Genomic DNA, 17703 nt, shown 5'->3' with positions numbered 1-17703 from the left:
TTATGCTCCTTTGCCAGTTAGGTTAACAGTTGGGTTAATCAGACCGTACATAAGGTCAACTATGGTATTGGTCACAACAAATACCAGTCCGACAAAGATAACGTAAGCGGTAATCAGCGGAGTATCTACACGGTTAATCGCCTCAAGGAACAGGAAGCCGGTACCCGGCCACTGGAATACGGTTTCAGTCAGAATGGTGTAAGCCACCATGGTACCAATCTGAACACCACCGACTGTCAGTACAGGCAGCATGGTGTTCTTCAGCGCGTGCTGATAATAAATCTTGTTCATTGCCAGGCCTTTCGCCTTGGCAAACTTAATGTATTCCGAACTAAGCACTTCCAGCATTTCAGAACGTACTAAGCGGATAAACAGCGGCAGCATAATGGAGGCCAGTGCAATACTTGGCAGAATAAGGTGCGCCAGACCATCAAGGGTAAAGAACCCTGACTCCCAACCAAGCACATTCGCAGTTTCTCCCCGCCCGTAAGAAGGCAACCATTGCAGTTCAATGGAGAAGACATACATCAGCATAATTGCAGTCAGGAATACAGGAATGGAGATACCGATACTACTGAACGCCATCACCACTTTGGTAAAGATACTTTTCGGATGAATCGCAGAATAGACGCCAAGAGGTATCGATAAGCAGACAATGATTAGCGATGCACCAAACACCAGCTCTAGCGTTGCCACCAGTTTATCCAGAATCACTTCCGCAGCTGGCTTCTTAAAGAAGTAAGATGTTCCCAGATCACCATGAAGAGCGTTAGTTATAAAGCGAGTATATTTGGTGACAAACGGATCGTTCAGGCCAAGTTCATCACGAAGCGCCTGACGCTCTGCTTCTGAAACTGACTGACCAACCAGCTCCCGTAGTGGATCGCCTAAATTATCCTGGATAGAAAAGGCCACCAGGCTGATCACAAACATCACTATAATCGCCTGATACAGGCGCTTGACCAGAAACGATAACATTTCCTGCCCCTTAAAAATAAATCAATATTCAGTCTAAACGTTTATTCAAAAATAGAGCTAACCCCGACTGAAACAAGGATTAGCTCATAAATGCTCTGTCACTTCCGAATAAAGGAAATCTGATTTAAGCGCACTGCTGCGTTAACTCAGCAACACGCTGAAAACAGATCCCGGATAACCACCATGGCAGTTATCCGGGATGACTAGCTGAATTCCTTACTTAACAACAAGGTCGCCAAAGTAAGGGAAGTTCATAGCGTTAACGATAGGCTGGATGTCAACATTAGACTTCGCACCCCAAGCCAGGTTCTGCCAGTGCAGAGGAACAAACGCAGCTTCGTTATAAAGCGTTGCTTCTACCTGCTGAAGCATCTTATTACGCTTAGCGGTATCGGTTTCAACATTTGACTCTTCAACCAGGCGGTCTACGTCTGCATTTGAGTAGTGGCCACAGTTGTACTGACCTCGACCGGTTTCTTCGTTACGGGTCATTGTCAGGAACTCAGAGAAGTTTGCTGAATCTTCTGTATCTGAGTGCCAGCCAATCATCAGCATATCAGCTTCACACTTGTCAAACTCAGGCCAGTACTGAGCCTTAGGCATAGTCTTCAGATCAACCTTGATACCGATTTTAGATAGCATTGCAGCAACAGACTGAGCAATTTTTGCGTCATTCACGTAACGGTTGTTTGGTGCAATCATTGAAATCGCAAAACCATCAGCATAACCAGCTTCCTTCATCAGCTTCTTCGCTTTTTTCAGATCATAGCGTGGCTGAAGCTCTGCATCATAACCAGCATAACCTGAAGGCCCCTGCTGACCCGCCGGTGTAGCGAAGCCTTTCATGATCTTCTTAGCAATACCTTCATTGTTAATGGCATGAACAATAGCCTGACGAACGCGTACATCTTTAAACGCTGGCTGAGTGCTCTGGTTCATCTGGAAAGTGATGATACGGGTACCTGGCAGTGTTACTAAATCAATGCCTTTAGCCTGCTTAACACGCTTGTGATCATTTGGAGCAACCGGAGCAATCATATCGACATCACCAGAAAGCAGTGCTGCTACACGAGTCGCGTCTTCTTTGATTGGTACCAAAGTCAAGTTATCAACATTACCTTTTGATTCTGTATCCCAGTACCCATCAAAACGAGCGAAATCCAACTTGATACCTTGTTCACGATATACAACCTTGAATGGGCCTGTACCTGAAGTATTTGTTGATGCAAAAGTGTCCCCAGACTTAACAATTTCTGACTTGTCTTTACCATCTTCTGTTGTACCTGAGTAGAACTTGCTATCCATAGGGAAGATGTAAGTTGCAGTCTGAAGAACCAGCGGATATGCAATGTTAGATACCAGATCAACGGTATAGTCATCCACCTTTACCATCTTCTCATAAGGAGCAAAGATGGCTTTAAAGTCTGCAGATGACTTCAGGCGTTCAAAAGTCCATACCACATCATCAGCTGTCATTTCATTACCTGAGTGGAACTTAACACCCTTACGTAGGTTGAAACGGAAAGTTTTGTCATCTATCCGCTCCCAGCTAGTACTCCGACACATAAGTTCTGACATATTGAGCCTACGCTATTTCTTTCGTAGTTTGGCGTAGGCTTTGGTGAACTTTTCTCGTGCTGCTTCTATGTCAAACTGCCAGTTGATAGAAGCTTTTTCCTGATTCCTTCGCGTTTCCCACGCATCCAGTTCATTGCGTAATTTCTCCCATGTCGGGATCCTTTGATTCAGACATTGTCTGTTCATGACCCCTATTTCAATTTCCACTTTATTCAGCCAACTGGCATGCTTAGGGGTATAGTGAAATTCCAATTGGCTCAGAAGCCTCCGGGCCTCTGCTGGTTCAAATGCCTTATAGAGTGAAGCCTCTGTATGCGTGCCAAAGTTGTCCATCACGACATGAATTTTCTTAGCTTCAGGGTAGTGGATATCCACCAACTCCTTCATACATTGTGCAAAGTCCTCAGCCTTTTTATTTTCTGTTTCTTTGACTTTTCTCCACCCTCGGTGACAGTCATAAAACATGAACAGATTAGCCACCGCCACTCGCTTGTATTCATAGTCTTCTCTCGGAGGTTGCCCTGACTTAGCCTGAGTTGATGGCTTAATATCTGCCACCAATTGTTTCATCGCCTCATCAAAGTTGATTAGTGGTTCATCGGGAATAGCTGGACGACTGTACAAGTCAAGCACATGCTCCATGCGGGCAATATATTCGGCATTCATATCACCAACGCACCACATCTTTTTCTGCCAGGGTTTCAAATCGTTGCTCTTGAGCTGCCTTCGAATCGTCTCAACTGATATCGATTCTCCTTCCACCAAGGCCATAAATTCATCGGCGATTAGGTTTAATGTCCACCGGCCACAACCTTCTGGTGGCTCACTACAGGCAATGGCCGTCAACAATGCATCACTGACAGCATCGAGCTTGCGCGGGCAACCTGTTCTTCTTCCTTCATTCAAAGCTTCAGGCAAACCCTCTTCGACAAATCGTTTCTTGGTCCGGTAAATGGTTGATGTACTGATATGAAGCAGTTCGACAATGTCTTTGTCTTGCTTGCCGTCATCGGCAAGTAATAACAGTTGGGCTCTTTTGAGTTTTCTGGCGCTTTCCTTACCTTTTGACGTGAGTTTTATTAACGTATCTCGTTCTTCATTACTCAGCTCTACAACGTATTTGACATTCATGGCACAATCTCGGTATTGATAACCACCATACTTGATCACAAAAGGCTTGCTGTGTCGATCCCTGACCCTGAAAATTACGCATTTACGGAAAAAGAGCGAAAATATCTGACTTATATTCTCGAATACACACGATTGAGAGGGATCCCGCCAGCCTTCGCTGATATCCAGGCTTACTTCAAAGTCACCGCCCCTACAGTGAATCAAATGATAAAAAACCTAGAAAAGAAAAAGTGGATAATTAAGTCCCCCGGTGTTGCCCGAAGTCTCTTTGTTAATGTTCCAGCTGAACTATTGTTATCGCTACCGGAGCCGCCGGATATTCCGTACACGGAGAAACAAGGTCAATATCTGGCTTTTATTCATCAATACACCAAGATGCGTGGTTTTCCCCCGGCTTACGCCGAAATGGAGCACTACTTTAAAGTAACCGCTCCCACTGTTAATCAGATGATTAAAAATCTGGAGAAAAAAGGACTTATTGAAAAACAGCCGCGTAAACCGCGAAGTATTCGGGTGACTTTGCCTGACTCCCAGATACCGGTTATTTAATTATGCAGCTTTAGTGCACCAAAGAGGTGAGACACCACCTTGGTGTACTAAATTCAATCGATCATAACTTCTGTGTTTAGGTACTAGATGCAAGACGCGCTTCGAAGTCCAAGTCTTGTGTGTAGCGTACCAGTGGGTCAAACACCATGTGAGACATTTGCAATGTACCACCAGAAAGCTGTTCATGCGGATCCAGTGAGATTGGATCGGCATCATAAGCAACGGTGATATCTGCAGCAGCTGCGCTAAAGCTAAGCCCTGCTGCCATTAGAGCTACTGCCAGTTTGGTCTTTATGGTTTTCATGCATAACTCCTTATGCGGGAATCCGTATCCCTTAATTGTTGTATTTGCTTCTGTTACTGTTTTTTCCAGAGCGTTAGGCTCAAGAACTTTCTCTGCCGGAAGAGAAAACGGCTTTCTTCCGGCAAAATCTGGTTTTACTTTTATCAGGCAGTCAGATCTTCTCTTAAACCTGTAAATTCAGGCATCAGAGAAATCAGCTGCTTACTGTATTCGTGTTGTGGGTCGTTAAATAACTGTTCTGTAGGTGCTACTTCTAGCAAGGTTCCCATCTTCATTACACCGATTCGGTCACACATCTGGCGAATAACCGGCAAGTCATGACTGATAAACAGCATTGTCAGGTTCAACTCATCCTGCAGATCTTTCAGCAGGTTAAGAATCTGAGCCTGTACAGATACATCCAGTGCCGAAGTCGGCTCATCACAGATAAGCAGACGCGGACGGGTCGCAAGGGCGCGTGCAATAGAGATACGCTGACGCTGACCACCGGAGAATTCATGTGGATACTTCACACCCGCCATAACTCCCAACCCCACGTGTTCCAGCAGATCGTTCACAATCTGACGGGTTTCTGTTTCATTGCGGGTCAGTTTGTGGAAGCGAATAGGCTCTGCAATGATATCGAATATCTTCATTCGAGGGTTCATTGAGGTGTATGGGTTCTGGAATACCATCTGCATCTGACGGCGAAGCGGGCGACGCTCGTTTTCAGACTTCAGTGCTGTCAGGTCGATACCTTCAAAGCTAACCTTACCTGAGTTTGGCGCATAAAGGCCGGCAATAACCCGGGCAATGGTCGACTTACCAGAGCCGGACTCACCTACCAGGCCAAAGGTTTCACCCTCAAATACTTCAAAGCTTACATTGTTAGAAGCCTGAACGTATTCGCGGCGGCTTTCAAACAGAGAGTCCTTAGTAATAAAGCGCAGATTAACCTTCTCTACATTAAGCAGAGGGCCTGTATATGATCTCTGATCTTCACTCTGTCCTAACCAGTGGTTTTTAACATCAAGAGGCTCCATCTCGGTTGCTTCTTCGATATAGCTTACCAGCGGGAAACGGTCTAATTTAATATCTGAACGGGGAACGGCAGAAATCAGGCTTCGGGTGTAAGAATGATCCGGGTCACCAAGGACTTTCTCTGTCTTGCCGAACTCAACCAGATCACCGCGATACATGACCGCTACTTTGTCAGTCACGTTGGAAACCACACCCATATCGTGGGTTACCAGCATACAGCCCACGTTGTTCTTCACGCAAAGCTCACGAATCAGGTTCAGGATCTGATCCTGAATGGAAACGTCCAGTGCGGTTGTCGGTTCATCGGCAATAATCAGATCAGGCTCACCGGCCAGTGCGATTGCAATAACAACACGCTGGCGCATACCACCGGAAAACTGGTGCGGGAACTGCTTTAGTCTGTTTTCTGGCTGAGGAATACCAACCTGCTTCATCAGGTTCAGGGCGCGCTCATAAGCCTCTTCATCAGAGACCTTCATATTGGCGTGAATGGTTTCTTTTAACTGCTGTTCCACAGTAAATAGCGGATTTAGCGATGTCATCGGATCCTGGAAGATAAATCCAATCTTAGAACCACGTACCTTACGCATCTGTTCCGGTGATAATCCTGAGATTTTTTCACCATCCAGATAAACATCACCGCTGGCAATAAGACCCGGAGGGCTCAGAAGATCGATGACGGCATTACCAACTGTAGACTTACCGGCGCCAGACTCACCAACAACACCAACTATCTCACCTCGTTCTATAGAAAACGAAAGCTCTTTTACCGCAGCATGAACACCATGTCGTGACGGATATTCGATACGAAGGTTTTTAACTTCTAAAAGGGACATTACCAGACCTCTAATACTTGGGTTCCACCGCCCAGTATGCAAAATTGATTCCATTCACCAAACAGAACAAAACTCTGTTTAGTTATTAATCACCTAATTTGGCAATTAGTTCACAAGAAAGCAACAATAATAGGATAAAACACGGCTAATAACAATTTTTAAAGCATACAAACTCAATAAGTATGCGACATGAGCTATTTTCATTCATCTTGAACTTTTTAAGAAAAAAACCAAAAAAACCGCAAATAACAGCATTTTCATTGGAAAAAACCTTAAAAACCAAGTTCAATATATTGAAAAGCAAAAACACTCAAATGAATGATTATTCCAGGCAACCTGGTAAGAGCAGTAACATTTATCACAAACAAGCCAGATTTTAGACATAAAACCCAACTCGACGACCCACAACAGACATATAACTCCAAAACAGCTATAAGTGCGATTTATTACACTTGCCACTCTGACAAGCATATACATCCGAAAAAGGCTTTATATCCAGACCAGTATAGTCCAAATCTATAATTACAGTTTCAATATGGTGCAACAATCCGCACTATATCGGTGCGCAAATCTTGTAGTAAGAACGAATAGCCTAATACCAATCCCAGCAATTATCTGTTCATCCTTGCTTGTCAAAATCGCTAATAGCTAATTACTGGTATAACAGGGTGGTTTATTGAATAGAAAACAGAGAGCGGTGGTTTTATAGCAACCCCAGGATCGAAAAAGCCCCGTCGAACGACGAGGCTTTATATAGTGGTCGGTGAAGAGGGATTCGAACCCCCGACCCTCTGGTCCCAAACCAGATGCGCTACCAAACTGCGCTATTCACCGACAGAATAATGGGGTGGCTAACGAGACTTGAACTCGCGACAACTGGAATCACAATCCAGGGCTCTACCAACTGAGCTATAGCCACCACTGAGAGAAGTAAAAGCCTCGTCCTGTGACGAGGCTTTATTGTAGTGGTCGGTGAAGAGGGATTCGAACCCCCGACCCTCTGGTCCCAAACCAGATGCGCTACCAAACTGCGCTATTCACCGACTAAAGTTTCGTTTCGAATTTAATCAAAACCGGAAGCAATGCTACCGAAATAATGGGGTGGCTAACGAGACTTGAACTCGCGACAACTGGAATCACAATCCAGGGCTCTACCAACTGAGCTATAGCCACCAATGTTTTTTTGCCGCCCTGTTTACCTACCGGATGAAATGGCGCGCCCGAAAGGATTCGAACCTTCGACCTTTGGCTCCGGAGGCCAACGCTCTATCCAGCTGAGCTACGGGCGCATGCCCTATCGGCGGAGTGGAATAATACGTATATCATCATTCGCCGTCTAGCTTTTTTTGCAGTTTTTTTATCAATTGTTGTCTTTTTCAGCAATTAACGTGTGATAGAGCCCTTATCGTGAAGGTTTTTCTGTTTATCACTCTATTATTAAAGGATATAATCGCTCGATATTTACATTAAATTAACAGTTATTTATCATTTAAGACATTAAAGAAAAACAGTTTATCAATGAGCCTTGGTAAACGATGCAAAGAACAATTACCGTAAAGTGAGCTAATGGATATGTCTCAAAAAATCATTCGGATATTGGTTACAGCACTCGCCGCCTTTTCCACTGCATTATTTGCCTCAACCGCAAATAATAAAGACCATGATGCAATCGCGGAACGAATTAAACCCGTCGGTGATGTTTATCTTACAGGAGCAGAGCCAGTGGTTGAGGAACCCACCGGCCCACGGGATGCCACTACCATTTACAACACCTTCTGCACAGCCTGTCATGCAACCGGAGTTTCCGGAGCTCCACTAAAAGGTAACGCGGAACAATGGGCACCGCGTATTGCTCAGGGAATGGAGATTCTGACTGATCACGCCATAAACGGCTTTAATGCGATGCCGGTTAAAGGGTCTTGTATGGATTGTTCGGATGATGAGATTGTTGCGACTGTTGAGTATATGATTGAGGGGCTATAGGGCTATGGGTTAGATTTTTTGTCTAACCCTTTTCTTACTCTCAAGGAAAACGCTACTTCTTAAACATTGCCTTTAGATTCGCGATATGTGCCTGCCCTTTTGCCATTCGTTCTTCCTGAGTCTGGGGTTTCTTCACTCTTTCCCACTCAACATCATCAAAAGGCAGCTCATCCAGAAAACGGCTTTGTTGTGGCTTGATTAGCTCACCAAACTGACGACGCTCTTTGCACAGGGTAAAGGTCAGCTCTTTTTGCGCACGAGTAATCCCCACATACGCCAGGCGGCGCTCCTCTTCGACGTTTTCTTCATCGATACTGGTCTGGTGCGGAAGGATACCCTCTTCGGCTCCCATCAGGTAGACATAAGGAAACTCAAGACCTTTGGATGCATGCAGAGTCATCAACTGAACCTGATCGGCATCATCGTCGTCTTCCCCGCGCTCCATCATATCTCTGAGTGTCAGGCGCTGTACTACTTCTTTCAGGGTTTTCTCTTCCTGATCGTAGTTGTCACCTTCAAGGTCAGCCACAATCCAGCTATAAAGGTCGGAAACGTTCTTCATACGCATTTCTGCGGCTTTTGCACTGGCTGAGGTTTCGTACAACCAGTCTTCATAGTTGATATCACGAACCAGAGAACGAACCGCTTCAACCGTGTTACCACGCTCGGCATTATCGGAAATTGCCACGACCCACTGGGTAAACTTACGCAGGTTTTCCAGGCCACGCCCTTTCAGGTGCTGCTCCAGTCCAAGCTCAAAACTGGCTTCAAACAGACTTTTTCCGCGCATATTAGCGTAGCTGCCCAGCTTCTCCAGTGTAGCCGGGCCTATCTCTCGGCGTGGCGTATTCACGATTCTCAGGAAAGCATTATCATCATCCGGGTTCACCAGCACTTTCAGGTAAGCCATGATATCTTTAATCTCGGCTCTGGCGAAAAACGAGGTGCCACCGGAAATCTTGTAAGGAACCCGGTTCTGCATCAGCGACTTTTCTATCAGGCGGGACTGATGGTTGCCGCGGTACAGGACGGCGTAATCTTTATACTCGGTGCGATTCAGAAACTTGTGGGCAATAAGCTCACCCGTTATTCGCTCAGCTTCATGATCTTCATTTTTAGCAGTAAGAACCTTAAGCTTTTCACCTTCCGGGATCTCGGAAAAAAGCGTCTTCTCAAACACATGCGGATTATTGGCAATCAGAATATTCGCCGCACGAAGAATGCGGCTGGTTGAACGGTAGTTCTGCTCCAGCTTAATCACTTTCAGGTTAGGATAATCCTGGCTAAGCAGTACCAGATTCTGCGGTTTTGCTCCGCGCCATGAATAGATTGACTGATCATCATCCCCAACCACTGTCAGGCGGCCACGCTCACCGACAATCAGCTTCACCAGTTCGTACTGACTGGTGTTGGTATCCTGATACTCATCCACCAGAAGGTATCTGATTTTCGACTGCCAGCGCTGACGTACCTCTTCATTGGTTTTAAGCAGAAGTACCGGCATCAGGATCAGGTCGTCAAAATCCAGCGCGTTATAGGCCTTCATCTGGATCTGATACATCTCAAAACAGAAGGCGAACAGTTGCTCTTGCTCAGAACGGGCCTGAGCTTTTGCCTGATCCGGCGTCAGCATATCGTTCTTCCAGTTGGAGATGGTACTGAGAAGCTGTCTCAGCAAATCTTTGTCACCATCTAACTGCTTTTCTGTCAGTTCTTTTAATAGCGCCAGCTGATCCTGATCGTCAAAAAGGGAGAAACCAGCCTTGAGGCCCAGAGCCTTATACTCACGACGAATAATATTCAGACCAAGCGTGTGGAAAGTGGAAACCATCAGGCCTCTGGATTCCTTCTTGCCAAGAGTCTGACCCACACGCTCAGTCATCTCACGGGCGGCTTTGTTGGTAAAGGTTACCGCTGCGATATTTCTGGCTTTATAACCACACTGCTGAACCAAATAAGCGATTTTATTAGTGATAACACGCGTTTTACCCGAACCGGCACCAGCCAGTACCAGACATGGTCCTGAGACATATTTTACCGCTTCGTCTTGTCTTGGATTTAGCTTCATCGTGTTACCTGAATCACTCTTGGAAATGGGTGCCTATAATAATAGGCAATCTTGATTTTTACTACGCCGCAAGCAGTTCAAAGCCACTATTTTTATTTTCCATATGGGTAATTAATCATTGAAACGCCATGCTGTATTGTGATTCAATTAATGAATGAACGTTCATTCATTTTTGGTGACTATATGAATTCTGAGACAAAAGATAAAAGGACTCTCATTCTTAATGCCGTTGAAAAAATGATTGCTGAAGATGGCTTTGAAGGTTTGTCGATGCAAAAACTGGCTAACGAAGCCGGTGTTGCCGCGGGTACTATCTACCGCTATTTCGAAGACAAAAACCACCTTCTCAGAGAAACCCGTCTGCATGTGCTGGCTAAAACAGCCGAAATTATTCAGGCCGGTGTTACTGATGAGATGTCTCTGAAGGAGCAGTACAGAACATTCTGGCTCAATATCTGGAACTACTCAAAAACCCAGAACGCGGTAAAGAGCCACCTGCTTTATGAACAGCTAATTTCTGCTGACGTGGATGCCGAGCAGCTCCGGGAAGCGGAAAAGAAGCTGTTCTACAAAATGGATAAGATGTTTGAAACGGGTAAAAAGCAGGGGCTGTTCAAGCCTCTGGATAGCAAAATTCTGTCCGGAGTCAGTTTAGAGTCAAGCTCGACTCTGGCCAGGAAACAGAGAAATAACTGCGCAGAGCTAAGCCAGGAGGTTTTGGAGCAAGCCATCGAAGCTAGCTGGGATGCGTTAATTAACCATAAACACTAAGGTTCAGAAAACAATGAAAAAGTGGACTTTCTTTATGCTGCTGCTTGCACTACTGCTGTTTGGTAGTGTCATTGGCTTTAACATGTTTAAACAACAAAAAATTGCTGAGTTTATGGCAAATATGCCAGAGCCAGAGTTCCCGGTAACGGTCGCTAAAGTGACCCCCGTTGACTGGGTGCCGACCATCGAGGCTATCGGCTTTATCGAGCCCAATCAGGGGGTAACCCTGACCGCAGAATCCAGCGGTGTTATTAAGAAGATTCAGTTTGAATCCGGAAATACGGTGAAAAAAGGCCAGAAGCTGGTTGTGCTGGATGCTGAAGTTGAGAAGGCAAACCTGAACAGTGCAAAAGCGCGCTTGCCTGCTGCTGAGGCAAAATACAAGCGCTACAAAGGGCTGTATAAGAAAGGCTCGGTTTCAAAAGAGTCTTATGACTCAGCTGAAGCAGAGTACTACTCTCTGAAAGCCGATATCACCGCACTTGAGGCCTCTATCGATCGCCGTGAGATTTCAGCACCATTCGACGGCGTTGTGGGTATCCGGAATGTGTTCTTAGGCCAGTACCTGCAGCCGGGTACGGATGTTGTTCGCCTTGAAGACACCAGTGTTATGCGCCTTCGCTTTACTGTTCCTCAGACAGATATCTCTCGTATCTATATTGAGCAGCCGGTGGATATCCGCGTTGATTCTTACCCTCAGGATATCTTTAAGGGCACTATCTCTGCTATCGAACCAGCTGTAGATAACCAAAGTGGCCTGGTTCAGATTCAGGCTGATATCCCGAACAACGGCGGTAAGCTGCGCAGCGGTATGTTTGCCCGTGCAGATATTATCCTACCAACTATCGCAGAGCAGGTGGTTATTCCTCAGACGGCTATCTCATTTAACCTTTACGGCGACAATGTTTACATCATCTCTGAAGAAAACGGCGAAAAGCGTGTTAAGCAGTTAGTTGTTAAGGTGGGTGAGCGTAAAGGTCTGAGCGCCCATGTTCTGGAAGGTGTGGAACCAGGAAGTCAGATTGTCACTTCCGGCCAGGTTCGTCTGAGTAATGGTGCAAAAGTAAAAGTTGTTGAAAGTGATGCTCTTAACCCGCCAGCAGAAACACCAATGCTGTAACCGGAGGAAGTATGCGCTTTACTGATATTTTTATAAAACGTCCGGTTCTGGCTGTTTCAATCAGTTTTCTGATTGCACTGCTTGGCTTGCAGGCTGTGTTCAAGATGCAGGTTCGTCAGTATCCGGAAATGACAAATACCGTGGTGACTGTCACCACAGGGTATTACGGTGCCAGCGCCGATCTGATCCAGGGCTTTATTACTCAGCCGCTGGAACAGGCAATTGCGCAGGCAGACAATATTGATTACATGACTTCGCAGTCGGTGCTGGGCCGTTCAACCATTACCGTCACCATGAAGCTGAATACGGATCCGAATGCGGCTCTGTCAGATATTCTGGCAAAGACCAACTCGGTTCGTTCGCAGTTGCCTGGTGAGGCAGAAGATCCGTCTGTAACCATGTCTACAGGCTCAACCACTGCGGTTCTTTACCTTGGCTTTACCAGTGATGAGCTGGCTTCAAGTCAGGTTACCGACTATCTTGAGCGGGTTGTGGATCCTCAGTTGTTCTCTGTGAATGGTGTAGCCAGTATCGACCATTACGGTGGCTCTAAGTACGCAATGCGCATCTGGCTGGATCCGGCGAAAATGGCGGCTCTTGGCCTGACGGCAACGGATGTGATGGGCGTACTAAGCGCGAATAACTATCAGTCTGCAACAGGTCAGTCAATTGGTGAATTTGTACTTTATAACGGCAGTGCCGACACTCAAATCTCAAGCGTTGCAGAGCTTAAACGTCTGGTTATTAAGCAGGATAATGGCGAGCTAATCCGCCTGAGTGATATTGCCCGAGTCACCCGTGAAAAAAGCCACGATGTGGTACGTGCGAACGCTAACGGCCGCGAGGCTGTGGTTGCCGCGATCAACGCAACACCAAGTGCAAACCCGATTAACATCGCCAAAGATGTTCGTGACCTCTTGCCTGTCATCGAGAAAAACATGCCAAGCAATATGAAGATGAACATTCTTTATGACTCAACCATCGCGATTAACGAATCCATCAATGAGGTTATTAAAACCATTGTGGAGGCGGCGCTTATCGTTCTGGTGGTTATCACTCTGTTCCTTGGCTCACTGCGTGCGGTAATTATCCCTATTGTCACCATTCCTCTGTCTATGATTGGTGTGGCAATGGTAATGCAAACTATGGGCTTCTCATGGAACCTGATGACGCTGCTGGCTATGGTTCTGGCAATCGGTCTTGTGGTGGATGACGCCATCGTTGTTCTGGAGAACGTCGACCGTCATCTCAAACTGGGTGAATCACCTTTCCGTGCAGCTATCATTGGTACCCGTGAAATTGCTATTCCGGTTATTGCAATGACACTAACACTGGGCGCGGTATATGCACCAATCGCAATGATGGGCGGTATTACCGGCTCGCTGTTTAAGGAGTTTGCCCTGACCCTGGCTGGCGCCGTATTTGTTTCCGGTATTGTGGCACTGACTCTTTCACCGATGATGTGTTCAAAGATGCTGAAAGCAAATGAAAAGCCAAACCGCTTTGAGCAGGCCGTTCACTCTGTTCTGGACAGAATGACAAGCCGCTACAGCCGCATGCTTGCTGCGATTATGCAGCGTCGCCCAGTGGTTATCGGCTTTGCCCTGATCGTATTTATCAGCCTGCCATCGCTGTTTAAGTTTATCCCTAGTGAACTGGCACCTTCTGAGGATAACGGTATTGTGGTTCTGATGGGTACCGGCCCGTCAAACGCCAACCTGGATTATCTGCAGAACACCATGGCAGATGTGAACGAGATAATGGCAGAGCAGCCGGAAGTAGCCTACTCGCAAGTGTTTATGGGGGTACCTAACTCCAACCAGGCATTTGGTATCGCATCCATGGTGCCGTGGAGTGAACGCGAGGCAAGTCAGGCAGAGGTAACTAACCGTGTGGGCCAACTGGTTAAAGATATTCCGGGAATGGCGGTAACCGCCTTCCAGATGCCGGAGCTTCCGGGTGCAGGTTCAGGTCTTCCGATTCAGTTTGTTATTACTACACCGAATAACTTTGAAAGCCTGTATCAGATCGCGTTGGAAATCTTCACTGACGCAATGAAGAGCCCGTATTTTGTTTACTCCAATATCGATCTGAACTTCGACTCTGCAACCATGAAGATCAATATCGATAAGGATAAAGCAGGTGCTTATGGCGTTACCATGCAGGATATCGGCGTAACTCTGGCAACTATGATGGCAGACGGTTATGTAAACCGTATCGACCTGAGTGGCCGTTCTTACGAGGTGATTCCTCAGGTTGAACGTAAATACCGTTTAAATCCTGAGTCGATGAAGAACTTCTACGTTCGTGCAGCCAATGGCGCATCTATCCCACTTAGCAGCCTGATCAGCATTGATGTTGTCGCTGAACCTCGTTCACTGCCACACTTCAACCAGCTGAACTCTGCCACTATCGGTGCAGTACCGTCTCCGACTGTTGCTATGGGTGATGCGATTAACTGGTTTGAAGAGGTTGCTCAGACTAAGCTGCCAACCGGCTACACCTACGACTATATGGGTGAAGCAAGACAGTTTGTTACTGAGGGTAGCTCGCTGTTTACCACCTTTGGTCTGGCTCTGGCGATTATCTTCCTGGTTCTGGCGATTCAGTTTGAATCAGCTAAAGATCCTATTGTTATCATGGTATCTGTACCTCTGGCAATCTGTGGCGCTCTGATCGCACTGGCCTGGGGAGCTTCAACTATGAATATCTACTCTCAGGTGGGTCTGATTACTCTGGTTGGCCTGATTACCAAGCACGGTATTCTTATCTGTGAGGTAGCAAAAGAAGAGCAGCTTCATAACAAGAAGTCCCGAATGGATGCGGTAATGGAAGCAGCGAAGGTTCGTCTTCGTCCGATTCTGATGACGACAGCTGCGATGATTGCCGGTCTTATCCCGCTGATGTATGCAACGGGAGCAGGTGCCGCGCAGCGCTTTAGTATCGGTATTGTTATTGTTGCCGGTCTGGCAATCGGTACTCTGTTTACTCTGTTTGTACTTCCGGTTATCTATACTTATCTGGCAGAAAAACATAAGCCTCTTCCGGTTTTTGTTGAGGATAAAGATCTGGAAAAGCTGGCAAGAGTGGATGAAGCAAAAGCGGCACAACGCGAGTTAGCAAAACAGTAGTTACAGATTGTTATGGAAAGGTCACTTCGGTGGCCTTTTTTATTGCCTGATATAACGACTTTTGCCATTGATTTGCATAAAATGGTCACAAATAGAAAGGAGTTTCAGCCGATATGTTTGATGCAAAAAAACTAGAGCAAGTTGCTAAGCAGATTCACGAGTCTATGCCTGAGCCGGTAAAAGAGCTGGGTGCAGACGTAGATGCAAAAGTTCGCCAGGTAATTCAGGGGCAGCTAAACAAACTGGATGTAGTAAGCCGTGAGGAGTTCGATGTACAGACTCAGGTATTGCTGCGCACCCGTCAGAAGCTGACCGAAATGGAACAGAAGTTAGCGGATATTGAAGCTAAGCTGGCAGATAAAGAGTAAGTTTATTTGAGGTCAGGATTCCGGCGATTGGGTTACTGTTTCTCAGGCCGCCGTGAATACATCCCTGTAGGCTTGAATGCAGCTTCCCTGCTGCATACACCTGATAAACAGTAACCCAATCACCTCATTCATAAAATGATAAAGGGCCTGATTTGAAAAAATCAGGCCCTTTTAATATCTCTTTTTGGGGGATTAAATTACGCAGGGCTATTGACTGAGTTCAAGGAAAAGGCGCGCAGTTTACGATAGTAAATGAGCACCTTTGACGCCGAAATCAGCCGATAGAACCAGTAATTTAACCGCCAACAGCGATGCGCTTCATATCCGTCATGTAACCGCGTAGCTCTTCACCGATGTACTCAACAGGGTGATTACGGATTACTTCGTTCACTTCAATCAGAGTTGCGTTATCAACCTGGTTAGAAGTTTCGCCCAGACCTTTACCGATTACGTCAGTACCAACGTTAGGCATGAACTTCTCACGTAGAAGAGGAGTTGCAACGTTAGCGAACAGGTAGTTACCGTATTCAGCAGTGTCAGAGATTACTACGTTCATTTCGTACAGACGCTTACGTGCGATTGTGTTAGCAATCAGTGGAAGCTCGTGTAGTGATTCGTAGTATGCAGACTCGTCGATGATGCCAGATGCAGTCATTGCTTCGAATGCAAGCTCAACACCGGCGCGAACCATAGCAACCATAAGGATACCGTTGTCGAAGTATTCTTGCTCTGGGATCTCAACGTCTGATTCTGGGTAGTTTTCAAATGCTGTTTCGCCAGTCTCTTCACGCCATTTAAGCAGGTTAACATCGTCGTTTGCCCAGTCAGCCATCATAGTGCCTGAGAATTCACCTTCGATGATGTCATCCATGTGCTTGTTGTATAGAGGGCGCATTAGCTCTTTCAGCTCTTCAGAAAGCTCGAATGCTTTGATCTTAGCTGGGTTAGACAGACGGTCCATCATGTGAGTGATACCACCGAACTTCAGTGCTTCAGTTACTGTTTCCCAACCGTACTGAAGAAGCTTACCAGCGTAACCAGCGTCGATGCCGTCAGCAATCATCTTCTCGTAACATACGATAGAACCAGCCTGTAGCATGCCACAAAGGATAGTCTGCTCACCCATAAGGTCAGATTTAACTTCAGCAACGAAAGAAGACTCAAGACAACCAGCGCGGTGACCACCTGTAGCTGCAGCCCATGCTTTAGCGATATCCCAGCCTTCGCCCTTAGGATCGTTCTCTGGGTGTACAGCGATCAGTGTTGGAACACCGAAACCACGCTTGTACTCTTCACGTACTTCAGTACCAGGACACTTAGGTGCAACCATTACTACTGTAAGGTCTTTACGGATCTGCATACCTTCTTCAACAACGTTGAAGCCGTGTGAGTAACCCAGTGCAGCGCCTTCTTTCATTAGAGGCATTACTGTCTCAACAACGTTTGTGTGCTGCTTATCAGGAGTCAGGTTAACTACAAGGTCAGCCTGTGGAATAAGATCTTCGTAGCTACCTACGTTGAAGCCGTTTTCAGATGCGTTTTTGAAAGACTGACGCTTTTCATCGATAGCAGCCTGACGTAGAGCATAAGAAACGTCCAGACCAGAATCGCGCATGTTTAGACCCTGGTTAAGACCCTGAGCACCACAACCTACGATTACTACTTTCTTACCCTTCAGGTATTCTGCTTCATCCGCGAACTCTTCGCGATCCATGAAACGGCAACGACCAAGCTGGTCCAGCTGCTGACGTAGGTTTAGTGTGTTGAAATAGTTAGCCATTTTTAGAGACTCCTTTGAGAAACTTTCCGTTGGTCGACTCGTTTGTCGAATGTCCACATAGTAATGCAGGATTTAAATTGCTTAAA

At 46.3% G+C, this 17703-nt stretch carries 11 protein-coding genes, 5 tRNA genes and 2 pseudogenes; 6 read left to right on the top strand and 12 right to left on the bottom strand.

Annotated elements, in window-relative coordinates:
* The 3 genes and pseudogenes from L3Q72_RS00215 to L3Q72_RS00205 all read right to left on the bottom strand — a co-directional run bounded on the left by L3Q72_RS00215 (position 1) and on the right by L3Q72_RS00205 (position 3687).
* A complete protein-coding gene (locus L3Q72_RS00215; RefSeq protein WP_275130702.1) occupies positions 1 to 978 on the bottom strand; it encodes an ABC transporter permease in 978 nt (325 codons plus the stop codon).
* A gap of 216 nt (positions 979 to 1194) precedes the next feature.
* Positions 1195 to 2535: pseudogene (locus tag L3Q72_RS00210) on the bottom strand (ABC transporter substrate-binding protein); the annotation flags it as partial.
* A 33-nt stretch (positions 2536 to 2568) separates the two neighbouring features.
* The gene (locus tag L3Q72_RS00205; protein WP_275130149.1) at positions 2569 to 3687 is read right to left on the bottom strand and encodes an IS630 family transposase; all 1119 of its coding nucleotides are present in this window, start codon (positions 3685 to 3687) and stop codon (positions 2569 to 2571) included.
* Positions 3688 to 3891: 204 nt separating this feature from the next.
* On the opposite strand from L3Q72_RS00205, the gene L3Q72_RS00200 reads away from it, so the two are divergent.
* Positions 3892 to 4236, top strand: coding sequence for a hypothetical protein (locus L3Q72_RS00200; protein WP_275130249.1), 345 nt, complete (start codon positions 3892 to 3894; stop codon positions 4234 to 4236).
* 82 nt (positions 4237 to 4318) lie between these two features.
* Here L3Q72_RS00200 and L3Q72_RS00195 read toward each other — a convergent pair.
* The 7 genes and pseudogenes from L3Q72_RS00195 to L3Q72_RS00165 all read right to left on the bottom strand — a co-directional run.
* Positions 4319 to 4540 (bottom strand): annotated as a pseudogene (locus L3Q72_RS00195) (ABC transporter substrate-binding protein); the annotation flags it as partial.
* A 143-nt stretch (positions 4541 to 4683) separates the two neighbouring features.
* Complete coding sequence (locus L3Q72_RS00190; protein ID WP_275130701.1) at positions 4684 to 6396, bottom strand: ABC transporter ATP-binding protein; 1713 nt, start codon at positions 6394 to 6396, stop codon at positions 4684 to 4686.
* Positions 6397 to 7153: 757 nt separating this feature from the next.
* Positions 7154 to 7230: transfer RNA gene (locus L3Q72_RS00185), tRNA-Pro, on the bottom strand.
* Positions 7231 to 7239: 9 nt separating this feature from the next.
* Positions 7240 to 7315 (bottom strand) — tRNA-His (locus L3Q72_RS00180).
* Positions 7316 to 7362: 47 nt separating this feature from the next.
* A tRNA-Pro gene (locus L3Q72_RS00175) sits at positions 7363 to 7439 on the bottom strand.
* A 54-nt stretch (positions 7440 to 7493) separates the two neighbouring features.
* Positions 7494 to 7569: transfer RNA gene (locus tag L3Q72_RS00170), tRNA-His, on the bottom strand.
* Positions 7570 to 7608: 39 nt separating this feature from the next.
* Positions 7609 to 7685, bottom strand: a tRNA-Arg gene (locus L3Q72_RS00165).
* Positions 7686 to 7962: 277 nt separating this feature from the next.
* Between L3Q72_RS00165 and L3Q72_RS00160 the strand changes: the two genes are divergently transcribed.
* Complete coding sequence (locus L3Q72_RS00160; protein WP_275130700.1) at positions 7963 to 8379, top strand: cytochrome c5 family protein; 417 nt, start codon at positions 7963 to 7965, stop codon at positions 8377 to 8379.
* 52 nt (positions 8380 to 8431) lie between these two features.
* Here L3Q72_RS00160 and rep read toward each other — a convergent pair whose 3' ends face one another.
* Positions 8432 to 10447, bottom strand: coding sequence for a DNA helicase Rep (gene rep, locus L3Q72_RS00155; RefSeq protein WP_275130699.1), 2016 nt, complete (start codon positions 10445 to 10447; stop codon positions 8432 to 8434).
* Positions 10448 to 10630: 183 nt separating this feature from the next.
* Here rep and L3Q72_RS00150 point away from each other — a divergent pair, with 183 nt between their 5' ends.
* The 4 genes from L3Q72_RS00150 (at position 10631) to L3Q72_RS00135 (ending at position 15837) form a co-directional block, all read left to right on the top strand.
* Positions 10631 to 11218 (top strand): TetR/AcrR family transcriptional regulator, encoded by a 588-nt coding sequence (locus L3Q72_RS00150; protein ID WP_275130698.1) that lies wholly within the window; start codon positions 10631 to 10633, stop codon positions 11216 to 11218.
* A 13-nt stretch (positions 11219 to 11231) separates the two neighbouring features.
* Positions 11232 to 12338 (top strand): efflux RND transporter periplasmic adaptor subunit, encoded by a 1107-nt coding sequence (locus L3Q72_RS00145; RefSeq protein ID WP_275130697.1) that lies wholly within the window; start codon positions 11232 to 11234, stop codon positions 12336 to 12338.
* 11 nt (positions 12339 to 12349) lie between these two features.
* Positions 12350 to 15469 carry a multidrug efflux RND transporter permease subunit gene (locus L3Q72_RS00140; RefSeq protein ID WP_275130696.1) on the top strand — a complete coding sequence of 1040 codons (3120 nt, stop codon included), beginning with the start codon at positions 12350 to 12352 and terminating at the stop codon, positions 15467 to 15469.
* A 113-nt stretch (positions 15470 to 15582) separates the two neighbouring features.
* Positions 15583 to 15837 (top strand): accessory factor UbiK family protein, encoded by a 255-nt coding sequence (locus L3Q72_RS00135; protein WP_275130695.1) that lies wholly within the window; start codon positions 15583 to 15585, stop codon positions 15835 to 15837.
* Between the two features lie 295 nt (positions 15838 to 16132).
* On the opposite strand, the gene ilvC is transcribed toward L3Q72_RS00135, so the two are convergent.
* Positions 16133 to 17617 (bottom strand): ketol-acid reductoisomerase, encoded by a 1485-nt coding sequence (ilvC, locus tag L3Q72_RS00130; protein ID WP_275130694.1) that lies wholly within the window; start codon positions 17615 to 17617, stop codon positions 16133 to 16135.
* Positions 17618 to 17703 lie beyond the last annotated feature (86 nt).

Origin of the sequence: Vibrio sp. JC009, assembly GCF_029016485.1 — a bacterium.
In the GTDB taxonomy this organism is placed as follows: domain Bacteria; phylum Pseudomonadota; class Gammaproteobacteria; order Enterobacterales; family Vibrionaceae; genus Vibrio.
Note: the sequence above shows the minus strand (reverse complement) of the source record. Positions and strands in the feature narration are given on the sequence as shown.